The 10,187-nt window shown below is 57.7% G+C and carries 11 protein-coding genes and 2 riboswitches; of the genes, 8 read left to right on the top strand and 3 right to left on the bottom strand.

From position 1 onward, the window contains the following. Positions 1-172: 172 nt before the first annotated feature. Both QP981_RS10890 and QP981_RS10885 read left to right on the top strand, forming a co-directional pair. Entirely contained in the window at positions 173-628 is a 456-nt protein-coding gene (locus QP981_RS10890; RefSeq protein WP_048733759.1) for a hypothetical protein, read from the top strand. Positions 629-735: 107 nt separating this feature from the next. Next, entirely contained in the window at positions 736-1,017 is a 282-nt protein-coding gene (locus QP981_RS10885; protein WP_048733762.1) for a GNAT family N-acetyltransferase, read from the top strand. A gap of 70 nt (positions 1,018-1,087) precedes the next feature. Here the strand turns inward: QP981_RS10885 and epsC are convergent, their stop codons facing one another. Further along, on the bottom strand, positions 1,088-1,681 hold the full coding sequence (gene epsC, locus QP981_RS10880) for a serine O-acetyltransferase EpsC (protein ID WP_005511963.1): 594 nt from the start codon (positions 1,679-1,681) through the stop codon (positions 1,088-1,090). A 115-nt stretch (positions 1,682-1,796) separates the two neighbouring features. Beyond that, complete coding sequence (gene cysK / locus QP981_RS10875) at positions 1,797-2,729, bottom strand: cysteine synthase A (protein ID WP_070601725.1); 933 nt, start codon at positions 2,727-2,729, stop codon at positions 1,797-1,799. A gap of 303 nt (positions 2,730-3,032) precedes the next feature. Then, a riboswitch (cobalamin riboswitch) is annotated at positions 3,033-3,301 on the top strand. Between the two features lie 67 nt (positions 3,302-3,368). Here cysK and QP981_RS10870 point away from each other — a divergent pair. The 5 genes from QP981_RS10870 to ramA all read left to right on the top strand — a co-directional run bounded on the left by QP981_RS10870 (position 3,369) and on the right by ramA (position 7,892). Further along, positions 3,369-4,151: an energy-coupling factor ABC transporter permease gene (locus QP981_RS10870; RefSeq protein WP_049190264.1), complete on the top strand. Its 783-nt coding sequence runs from the start codon at positions 3,369-3,371 to the stop codon at positions 4,149-4,151. A 38-nt stretch (positions 4,152-4,189) separates the two neighbouring features. Beyond that, positions 4,190-4,567 (top strand): energy-coupling factor ABC transporter substrate-binding protein, encoded by a 378-nt coding sequence (locus QP981_RS10865; protein ID WP_049173058.1) that lies wholly within the window; start codon positions 4,190-4,192, stop codon positions 4,565-4,567. Then, the gene (gene cbiQ / locus QP981_RS10860; RefSeq protein WP_070549912.1) at positions 4,564-5,301 is read left to right on the top strand and encodes a cobalt ECF transporter T component CbiQ; all 738 of its coding nucleotides are present in this window, start codon (positions 4,564-4,566) and stop codon (positions 5,299-5,301) included. Before QP981_RS10865 ends, cbiQ begins: the two co-directional genes overlap by 4 nt. A 2-nt stretch (positions 5,302-5,303) precedes the next feature. Next, positions 5,304-6,128: an energy-coupling factor ABC transporter ATP-binding protein gene (locus QP981_RS10855; RefSeq protein WP_049190261.1), complete on the top strand. Its 825-nt coding sequence runs from the start codon at positions 5,304-5,306 to the stop codon at positions 6,126-6,128. A gap of 195 nt (positions 6,129-6,323) precedes the next feature. Then, a riboswitch (cobalamin riboswitch) is annotated at positions 6,324-6,594 on the bottom strand. A gap of 461 nt (positions 6,595-7,055) precedes the next feature. Further along, entirely contained in the window at positions 7,056-7,892 is an 837-nt protein-coding gene (gene ramA / locus QP981_RS10850; protein ID WP_005511953.1) for an acetate metabolism transcriptional regulator RamA, read from the top strand. A 71-nt stretch (positions 7,893-7,963) separates the two neighbouring features. On the opposite strand, the gene QP981_RS10845 is transcribed toward ramA, so the two are convergent. Beyond that, complete coding sequence (locus QP981_RS10845; protein WP_048733794.1) at positions 7,964-8,563, bottom strand: cob(I)yrinic acid a,c-diamide adenosyltransferase; 600 nt, start codon at positions 8,561-8,563, stop codon at positions 7,964-7,966. 47 nt (positions 8,564-8,610) lie between these two features. On the opposite strand from QP981_RS10845, the gene murA reads away from it, so the two are divergent. Further along, positions 8,611-9,873, top strand: coding sequence for a UDP-N-acetylglucosamine 1-carboxyvinyltransferase (murA, locus tag QP981_RS10840; RefSeq protein ID WP_224433880.1), 1,263 nt, complete (start codon positions 8,611-8,613; stop codon positions 9,871-9,873). The last annotated feature ends 314 nt before the right edge of the window (positions 9,874-10,187 follow it).

The following is a 10,187-nucleotide window of genomic DNA, read 5'->3' as shown; positions in this document are numbered from 1 at the left end:
GCATATACTTTCCGGAAACCTACAGGTCAATCCGTGAAAATCCGCGATTCCGGACACACTTTTTGACCCTTAACCCGGGATCGTCGTAAAGCACAGTGCATCGAGCCGTGCGAAAACCTTAAAGTGGGGGAAATTAAACCGCGTACACACCCTAGCGGATAGGATGTTGTGCATGAGTAAGGAATTCGCCTCAGCAGGAACGCTGTCCGACGATAAGACGCTGCCGTGGGTCGTGCGCATCTTCGTCTACACGGATGCTGAGGGCAGTCAATCGGCTGCTGAGAAGGTTCGTGGGGTGCTCGCGGAACTGATTCCGGATCAGGAAGTCAACGTCTACGAGGATGTCATGCCCGATGTGGGGCGCACTTCCTCTCTCGCTGATTTGTGGGCGGAGGCCAACCCGGGCATGGATCCGGGGGATCGGAAGCGTTACCGCATCAGTGTGGTGGCTCCGGGGCTGTCTCACTGCGAAATGGCGGACCTGGCAGGCCCGCTCGCTGAGGCCGTCAGCCCAGGGTGGGCAGAGGGGGAGGCTGCGACTAAGGTCGCGAAGGGCGATGTCCCGTGCCGTGTCGCTGTCGGGCGTGCCGACGAGCACCCGGGCGAACCCCCGCTAGTGCAGAATTAACCAGAATTCGGAATTAATCCGAAGCGAGAGCTGTTATCTGGGTTACATCCTAAGAGTCGTTTGCAATGACGACGCTTCACAACCATGAGAGGGAAGTGATTCCGAAAATGGCACACACTATTTCGCATGATGAGGCCGGTCAGCGCTACGTTCTCACCGTAGAGGGAGAAGAGGCCGGCTTTGCCGCTTACACCCCGGTGGAAGGTGCCCTGGACTTTGACCACACGGTTGTAGATGGCAAATTCCGTGGACAAGGCCTGTCCAAGCCGCTTATCGCAGGCGCGCTGGATGATGTTCGGAAGAACAACCGAAAGATTCGCACCAGCTGCTCCGCTGTTGCCAACTTCGTGGAGAAAAACCCGGAATACCAGGATCTACTGGCTGGCTAGTCGCTGAAGGGCGAAGAACGCACAAAGAAGCCGGCCGGCTTTTGTATGTAGAGCTAGTTTTAGGGCGGGGCTAGATGAAGTCTCCGTCACCCTGGACGTACACCGCCGGATCGCACAACGGCTTGTGCTCTTCGGGCTTGGCAGGGCGTACGCGGCCCGGAATTCCTATCACGATGGAATCGGGTGGGCAGCTGTGGGTGACCACGGAGTTGGCGCCGATTGATGAGCCTGCACCAATTGTGATGGGGCCAAGGACTTTCGCACCTGCTCCGACGGTGACGTTGTCCTCCAGGGTGGGGTGGCGTTTTACCTTCTCCAGTGAGCGGCCGCCAAGCGTCACGCCGTGGTAGAGCATGCAGCCGTCACCGATTTCTGCGGTTTCGCCAATGACGATGCCCATACCGTGGTCGATGAAGAACCTTCGGCCAATTTGAGCGCCCGGGTGAATCTCAATACCAGTCAGCCAACGGGAAAACTGTGCGAGTACTCGTGCAATGCCCTTGAAAATCCCGCCTCGTTTCCAAAGGCGGTGCGAGAATCGGTGAATCCAGATTGCGTGTAGGCCGGAGTAGACAATGGCATTTTCTACATCACTGCGCGCAGCTGGGTCATGCGCGCGGGCATTGTCCAGATCCTCTTTGAGGATTCGGAAAAAGTCACTCATGGGCGTCAATTCTATCTGGTCGGAGGTGTGGGCAATGCAAAAACCCGCTTGCCGACGGAAAGTGCCAGCTAGCGGGCTCTGCAGAGAAGGTTACGGGTGCTTATAGTGCTCGGCTTTAGTCGCGCAGATCCTCGTACAGGATGGAGGAGACGTAGCGCTCGCCGAAGTCAGGAACAATCACGACGATGTTCTTGCCCTCGGACTCCGGGCGGGCTGCAATCTCGAGAGCAGCCTTGATGTTTGCACCGGCGGAAATGCCGCCGAGGATGCCCTCGGCTGCAGCGACCTTGCGGGAGACCTCAATAGCGTCCTCGTTGGTAACCGCAATGATCTCGTCGAGAAGCTCCTGATCGAGAACCTCTGGGACGAAGTTTGCGCCCAGACCCTGAATCTTGTGCGGGCCGGCGGTGCCCTCGGTCAGCAGCGGGGAGGCCTTCGGCTCAACGGCAACCAGTTGGATGTCCGAGTTGTGCTTCTTCAGCGTGCGACCAGCACCGGTAATGGTGCCGCCGGTGCCGACACCAGCCACGAAGTAATCAACCTTGCCGTCGGTAGCTTCCCAGATTTCTTCACCAGTGGTTGCCTCGTGGATAGCCGGGTTGGCCGGGTTGGCGAACTGGGAAGCCAGGATTGCATTGTCGGTGTTAGCCACGATTTCGTTGGCCTTATCGACAGCACCGCGCATGCCATCCGCGCCCGGGGTGAGTACAAGCTCAGCGCCGAATGCGCGCAGAACGACGCGGCGCTCCTGGCTCATGGTGTCCGGCATAGTGAGAATGACTTTGTAACCGCGGGCTGCGCCGACCATTGCCAGCGCGATACCGGTGTTGCCTGAGGTGCCCTCGACGATGGTTCCGCCCGGCTTGAGCTCGCCAGAGCGCTCGGCGGCATCGATAATTGCGTTGCCGATGCGGTCCTTGACCGAGTTGGCAGGGTTGTAAAACTCCAGCTTGGCAATCACGTTGCCCGGCAGGCCCTCGGTAACACGGTTGAGCTTAACCAGCGGGGTGTTGCCGATCAGTTCAGTGACATCGTTATAAATAGTCATTAATCTTATCCATTCCGGAAATCACAGAGGACTTCCTAATGAGTTTTCGCGTGTAGCCGTAGTGTACGCCTGATCCTGCAATTAGTACAGACCAGTTCGTCTATTTCATGGCTTGCGTAGGGAAGTGGAAGCTGTCAGTTCCGGTGTCGCCACCGTCATAGTCGCCGCGGCCGGCGTCGTCGCAGTCGCACCGCTATTGTCGCAATGCTCCTGCTCTTGCCGCGTTAACGCTATCTCATTGCCTTGCTCGTCCTTACCTCCATTGTGAGGGTAAAGAGCATTAAAGTTTCTTAGAATCCACTATTCTGAGACGTGATTTACAGTGCACGGGAATGCCTTGTAAATAGGCAGCGGCCCTCGCCACTGTGATTGGGCGCGATTGCGGCCCTTATCTGCACAGCGGTTATATGCGATAACCGGAAAACGCAGACAATGGACTCAGCGATTGCGGTGCTTCGTCGAAGCCACTCAGGGGGACTCAAACCTTTGGGGAAGGAGGCGAAGCATTAATAGAAGTGTGAAGCTTTCCTCAGCCCATCAGCCAGGAGACCGACTGTAAATCATCCAATTCGCGTCCGCGGATTGGCGGTCGAGCGGTGCTGTCGAGGTGAATAGCGCCGTAGAAAGATGATTTACATCATGCATATTGCTGAGGGATTTCTCCCAGTTACTCATTGCATTGGGTGGGGCGTAGCTGCCGCTCCCTTTGTCATTCACGGCGCAATTCAAGTCAAGCGCACTATGAAAGAACATCCCGGTAGCGGCATGCTGCTCGGTGCTGCCGGCGCGTTTACCTTCGTGCTCTCCGCAATCAAGATTCCATCCGTGACGGGTTCCACTTCGCACCCGACGGGTACAGGTTTTGGTGCTGTAATCTTCAAACCTCCGGTGATGGCGCTGCTTGGCTCCATCGTGTTGCTCTTCCAAGCAATCTTGCTCGCTCACGGCGGCATTACGACGCTCGGTGCGAACATCTTCTCCATGGCAATCGTCGGCCCGTGGGTCGGCTACGCCTTCTACGTATTGACCCGAAAGCTCGGCGGAGGCCTGCTACCAGGTGTGTTTATGGCAGCGTTCTTCGCTGACCTCTCCACCTATGTTGTGACCTCCGTGCAGCTCGCTCTTGCACACCCGGCAAACCCGGGCGGTGTCGGCGGCGCTCTGGCTACATTCCTCGGCCTGTTCGCTATCACGCAGATTCCGCTGGCGATCATCGAGGCTCTGGTCACCGTCATTCTCATGCGCACCCTGCTGGCCGTGGCACATTCTGAGCTCCTCGATCTCGGCTTCCTGTCCCGCTTCGGTGATGCGCCAGCACCGGCGCTGGAGGCGAAAGCTGCAGAAGCCACGGCTGACGCTGTTGCAGGATCTGTCACTTCGCAGAATGCGGCAGCTGCATCCGTATCTGGCCAGAAGCAGTAGCCGTCGTCAAGCGAAAAGAAGCGAAAGAGAGCACGATTATGAATGCAAAAAACAACGCGCAGATTGTCGACGCACAGGCAGCTAGCCAGCCGAAGAAGAACTCCGTGTGGGTCAGCGTTGGTCTCATTGTCCTGGTAGTCGTAATTGCCATGTTCCCGCTGTTCTTCAACTACGGGGACGACGACGCCGAGGAGCCGTTCGCCGGCACTGATGCCACCGCTACGGAGACAATTCAGGAAATCGACCCGAACTACGAGCCGTGGTTCGAGCCACTCGTCGGCGAGCTGCCGGGTGAGGTCGAGTCGGGTCTGTTCGCGCTCCAGGCCGTTATCGGTGCTGGCGTCCTGTTCTACGTTATTGGCTTCTACCGAGGGAAGGCTGCTGCGCGTTCGGACAAGCGCGAGAAAGAGCAGTGAATGCGCTAGAAGCTGCAGCGGCGCGCAGCGCTTGGGCACGCCGCAACGTGGGTGAAAAGATTCTGCTGCTCGGTGGGCTGCTGATTCTGGCGGTTGCGCTACCGCCAATTCCCTTTGCGCCTGTCATTGCGGTCATTGCTTGGTCTATTGCGTACATAGCCCGAGTGCCCCGCAAGCTGTATGTGGCAATGGTGCTGGCACCGGCGGCTTTTGTGCTCGTCGGCGCGTTTCCGCTTTTGGTAGCGCTTACTCCCGACGGTCTCGCGTGGTCGCCGGATGGCCCGCAGCGAATGGCGCAGGTTGTGATGCGTTCGTTTGCGGGTATCAGCTGCACGATGGTCTTTGCGCTGACCACTCCGATTTCGGAGCTCATTGCCTGGCTCGACAAGCACGGCTTGCCGCGATACTTGACGTACCTCGCCGAGGTGATTTACCGGATGACCGGCGTGCTGATTCACTCCGCACACTCGATGACGGAAGCGCAAGCACGACGCTTGGGACACTCCACGCGCCGGGCGATGATCCGAGATGTAGCGGCACAGTCCGCCAGCCTCTTTGTCATTGCCTTTACCCGCGCGCGCAAGATGCAAGAGGGAATCGAGCTGCGCGCCGATCCGAGCGCAATGAAAGTACTGGTGATTTCGCGGCCCAGGCAGCCGAAGTTCATCGTGATATCCAGTGCATTACTTTTGTCGTTGATTGCGGCCTGGGCGCTGCTGAAATGGGGTGTATAGGGATGTCGAGCAGCAGGAAAAATCGCGCTGATCACGTACATGGTGCCAACGGTGTCATTGTCGAAGCGGCTGCAGTTACATACGCTTACGACGAAACCCACGTTCTGAAAGGCGTGGATCTGGCAATTTCGGGTGGCGAGCGCCTAGCGCTGTTGGGGGCAAACGGTTCGGGCAAGTCCACGCTGTTGCGTATGCTCGCGGGAGCGTCTAAGCCCAATAGTGGTGAGGTCCGCCTTGACGGCACCGTCTACACGTACTCCCGGCACGGCCGCAATGCGGTCCGTCGCTCAGTGCAGATGGTCACGCAGGATCCGGATGAGCAAATCTTCGCGGCTAGCGTGTTTGCAGACGTCTCGTTCGGTCCCGTCAACCTGGGGCTTAAGAACGAGGAAGTCGAACGGCGCGTCCGGCAGGCTCTAGGTACCGCCGAGATCACCGATCTCGCCGAACGCGTTCCGCACCAGCTTTCCTATGGTCAGCGCAAGCGCGTCGCTCTCGCTGGTGCGCTGGCGATGCATCCGCGTGTGCTGCTTCTCGACGAGCCCTCCGCCGGCCTCGATCCGCAGGCGACCCGAAAGCTTGCACACACGCTCAATCAATTGCGCGATCAGAGCACTGCCGTCGTCGTCGCCACGCACGACATCGACTTCGCGTGGAATTTCGCCGATAGGGCAGCGGTGCTTGCCGACGGCAAACTGCGCGTCGGCGCCAAGGAAGAAATTTTGGCCGATCGACGGTTGGTCGAACATGCTCGACTGGCTTTGCCCTGGGCGCCCGTGGTCTCCAAGGCGATTGGGCGAGATGTGTGCCATCCAGAGGATGTTTAGGCGAGTGGCTTGGTTGGTGAATAGCTCATCGATATGTGCAGCTAAACCGCGCTAAAAATGAGAAAAACGCCCGCGGGCAGGGCGTAATGCCTATGAAAATAGGCCTAGAAATATAGGCGAAGCTGTCGCATTTCTTCGCTTCCATTTCACGTCACACCTGTCCGCGGGCGATCTCCGTGGCCGTGACACTTTGCAGTGCCCTCGGCGCATCAGGCAGGTATTCGGACTTTCTGGCGTGACCGACAATAAGGGGATGACGACTGCCGCAAGCTTCAATGCTTACGTGCAGATCCTTATTATCAATTTTCCTACTTTTCGCCGCTTCCCAAGGTTGAAATAACCTCAGTGCCGTTGGCGAATTTTGTTCCAGATTACCGCTGCGGGACAGTTCCGGAATTGCACCGGATTCCCTCTTGCGTTTGCTGTGCACCACCTTCGGACAACCACGTGGAGGACGTAGCATTGAAAGTGGAACTCAACAAAACCTGTTGCATGTATGACAATAGCGCACGATGCAAAATAAGCGAAGGTCTTTTTCGAAAATGTCCGCATTGGGGGTAAAACGCCGTTCATTACCCTCTGTTATTAACATTCACGCAGTTTGTTAGCGGAAAAATAGCTACCCCCTGCCTTGTATTTATTCGGCCGAGGCGGGGCTAATGACAGGATTTATCCTGGTATTTTCTTTACGTACTTGTAGAGAAACCTAGTTGTTTCCTAAGATTGTGTGACGGATGCCTTAATGCAGGTGTACCCGTTCGGAGGGTACTATCTACTTTGTACGGTTTACAGCCCCCGAAAGGGTCAGTGGCCGCTGAGCGGTAGTTGGCCATTTCGTAGGAGTGTAAGTCGGCGCGAAGTCACAGGCTGATGGTGCCTCTGTGGGTGCCAGTGAAGCAATTTGCCCGTTACGCAGGAGGACGCGAGATGGATCCCCACCGCATTCTGGACGACAATGAGGTTATTAAGTCGTCCTTGGTCGCCCTAAAGAATGCGACTGGTATTCCGGTCACAATGTATGCGGAAGTCACCGATAACTCTAAGATGCAGATCAACAACTGGGTTGGCCTGCGTACTCCGGCCCTGCAGAATCTGACTGTGGAATCGGGTGCGGGTGTCGGTGGTCGCGTGTTGGCCACGCGCCGCCCGGTGGGTGTCAGTGACTACCTGCGCGCCAAGGTTATTACCCATGAGTATGACGACAAGATTCGTGACGAAGGCCTGCACTCGCTGGTCGCCGTGCCGGTGATCGTTTCGCGTCTTGTCCGTGGCGTGCTCTACGGTGGCGTGCACTCCTCGGTGCGCCTGGGGGACAAGGTTCTTGAAGAGGTCACAATGACCGCCCGTTGCCTGGAGCAGGACCTCGCTGTCGTCGATGCCTGCCGCAACATGGATCGTTCTGGCAACGGTAAGGGCGGCCGCATCATGAATGGCGCTGAGTGGGAGCAGGTTCGTTCCACGCACTCCAAGCTGCGCATGCTCGCTAACCGTGTGGATGACGAGAAGCTGCGCCAGGAACTCGAGGTGCTCTGTGACCAGATGGTCACCCCGGTTCGCGTCAAGCAGACCACCAAGCTGTCGGCTCGTGAGCTCGATGTTCTCGCCTGTGTCGCCCTCGGTCACACCAACGTCGAGGCCGCAGAGGAGATGGGTATCGGTGCCGAGACGGTTAAGTCCTACCTCCGCTCCGTGATGCGCAAGCTGGGCGCCCACACTCGCTACGAGGCCGTCAACGCGGCCCGTCGCATCGGCGCACTGCCGTAAACCGCTTGACGACGGTTCCTTTGCGCCCAAACCCGCGGGTATTGGGGTAGTCAGTTCTGCTACTTGACCCGCTACTTACCCCCTGCTTGCCGCTCGGTTTCGCGCTCACCACCGGGGATCCACTTAACGTCGTTGCCGTCATTGGCCACTCTCGAAAGAATAAACAACAGGTCAGACAGGCGATTGAGATACTTCGCCGGTAGGACTGAGGTGGTTTCGGGAAACTCGCGGCAGGCAGCCCATGCCGCACGCTCGGCCCGGCGAGTAATCACCCGAGCTGTGTGCAGCAGTGCCGCGGCTGGTGTGCCTCCCGGGAGGATGAAGGAATCCAGTTTCGGCAGTTGTTCATTGAACTGGTCGCACCAGTGCTCGAGTCGCTCGATGTAATCCGGCTCGATACGCAACGGCGGGTACTTCGGGTTTTCTTCAATAGGTGTTGCCAGGTCGGCTCCGGCATCAAAGAGGTCATTCTGCACGTAGCGAATGACAGCCGAGATTTCGTCGTCAAGCGTGCCGAAACTGAGCGCCTGGCCGAGTGCGGCGTTGGCCTCCTCGCACGTGGCGTAGGCGATAAGGCGAGAATCATCCTTGGGAACGCGGCTGAAATCGGATAATCCAGTGGTGCCGTCGTCGCCGGTGCGAGTGTAAATGCGAGTTAGATGAACGCTCATAGCTTCAAGCCTAAGCGCGATATTGCGAAATGTGGTTGGCTGGGGGAGTGGGAAATGAGCGATTTCTGGTTAAAGGCGGAGCGACGCTAAATGGTCAGGTTCAGATTTCCGGGGCGAAGAACTCGGTTCTGAAACTGATGGGTGCGGCGCTTCTCGCCGAGGGCACGACAGTACTGACGAACTGCCCTGAAATTGACGACGTGCCATTGATGCAAAAGGTCCTCGAAGGGCTCGGCTGCTCCGTGACGCGCGAGGGCGACCGGATTGAAATCACGGTGCCCGAAGAACTCTCGCATCACGCCGATTTCGATGCCGTGCGCCAGTTCCGCGCTTCGGTCTGTGTGCTCGGGCCGCTGACGGCGCGTACCCGTAACGCGATTGTCGCACTGCCCGGTGGTGACGCTATTGGTTCCCGCCCGCTGGACATGCATCAGGCTGGCCTGGAGAAATTGGGAGCACGCACCTATATTCACCACGGTTGCGTGGTGGCTGAGGCGGGGCGACTCAAGGGGGCGAACATCAAGCTGGACTTCCCGTCCGTCGGCGCGACCGAGAATATTCTGACCGCGGCCGTACTAGCGGAAGGTACGACTGTGCTGGATAACGCCGCCCGTGAGCCCGAAATTGTCGACCTGTGCGAGATGCTCGTGGAGATGGGCGCCAAGATTTCGGGTGCGGGATCTAACACCATCACGGTTGAGGGCGTAGAGAAGCTGCACCCGACTGAGCACAAGGTTGTCGGCGACCGAATTATCGCAGGGACCTGGGCTTATGCTGCAGCGATGACCGGCGGCGATATTACGGTCGTTGGCATTAACCCTAAATACCTGCACCTTCCTCTGGAAAAACTGAAGAACGCAGGCGCTCAGGTCGAGACCTACCCGCAGGGCTTCCGCGTGCGTATGGACGGGCGTCCGCAGGGTGTGAACTACCAAACGCTGCCATACCCAGGCTTTCCGACGGACATGCAGCCCATGGCCATTGCTCTGTCCGCGGTGTCCGAAGGGACGTCAGTGCTTACCGAGAACGTTTTTGAGTCGCGCTTCCGGTTTGTCGACGAGATGATTCGCCTCGGCACGGACGCGACTATCGATGGCCACCACGTGATGATTCGCGGAAAGGAAACGCTGAGTTCCGCACCTGTGTGGTCTTCGGACATTCGCGCCGGAGCGGGACTAGTGCTTGCTGGACTGTGTACTGAAGAAGGTGACGTCACTGAGGTGCACGATGTCTATCACATTGATCGCGGTTACCCGGGCTTCGTAGAGACACTCAATTCTCTTGGCGCATCGGTTGAACGGGTTAGCTAGTGATTGTTGGCCTCTGGTCAATGGCTAACGGCTAAGCGCACGGTGCTAGTTAAACGCGCGGTGCGGAAAACCATCGCAAGTCTTCGGTTCTGGATGCTTCAGAACCGTAGGGAGTGATTCTCCAGTGGTGACTTGTGGTGGTTTTCGCTATTTTACCTGGGGTTTTGTGTCTTTGGGTGGGGTGTGTGTAATGTATCTGGGGTCAGCACGACAGGGCGATGTGATTGCTTGTTGTGGTGATGTGGGGGAAATGTTTTCGTGCGGTTAGCCGCTGGGAGTCGTTGGTTTGACTTTCTGGTTAATTGTTTGTTAAT

The sequence above is a fragment of the Corynebacterium sp. MSK047 genome (genome assembly GCF_030232285.1).
Classification (GTDB): Bacteria; Actinomycetota; Actinomycetes; order Mycobacteriales; family Mycobacteriaceae; genus Corynebacterium; species Corynebacterium jeikeium_D.
This window is presented reverse-complemented; position numbering and strand designations above follow the sequence as displayed.

What these genes read in the sequence shown, in the direction of transcription:
- QP981_RS10845 (WP_048733794.1), bottom strand. Translation starts at nt 8,563, where the DNA reads ATGAGCGTTCATCTAACTCGCATTTACACTCGCACCGGCGACGACGGC.
- ramA (WP_005511953.1), top strand. Translation starts at nt 7,056, where the DNA reads ATGGATCCCCACCGCATTCTGGACGACAATGAGGTTATTAAGTCGTCC.
- QP981_RS10855 (WP_049190261.1), top strand. Translation starts at nt 5,304, where the DNA reads ATGTCGAGCAGCAGGAAAAATCGCGCTGATCACGTACATGGTGCCAAC.
- QP981_RS10890 (WP_048733759.1), top strand. Translation starts at nt 173, where the DNA reads ATGAGTAAGGAATTCGCCTCAGCAGGAACGCTGTCCGACGATAAGACG.
- cysK (WP_070601725.1), bottom strand. Translation starts at nt 2,729, where the DNA reads ATGACTATTTATAACGATGTCACTGAACTGATCGGCAACACCCCGCTG.
- QP981_RS10885 (WP_048733762.1), top strand. Translation starts at nt 736, where the DNA reads ATGGCACACACTATTTCGCATGATGAGGCCGGTCAGCGCTACGTTCTC.
- QP981_RS10870 (WP_049190264.1), top strand. Translation starts at nt 3,369, where the DNA reads ATGCATATTGCTGAGGGATTTCTCCCAGTTACTCATTGCATTGGGTGG.
- QP981_RS10865 (WP_049173058.1), top strand. Translation starts at nt 4,190, where the DNA reads ATGAATGCAAAAAACAACGCGCAGATTGTCGACGCACAGGCAGCTAGC.
- epsC (WP_005511963.1), bottom strand. Translation starts at nt 1,681, where the DNA reads ATGAGTGACTTTTTCCGAATCCTCAAAGAGGATCTGGACAATGCCCGC.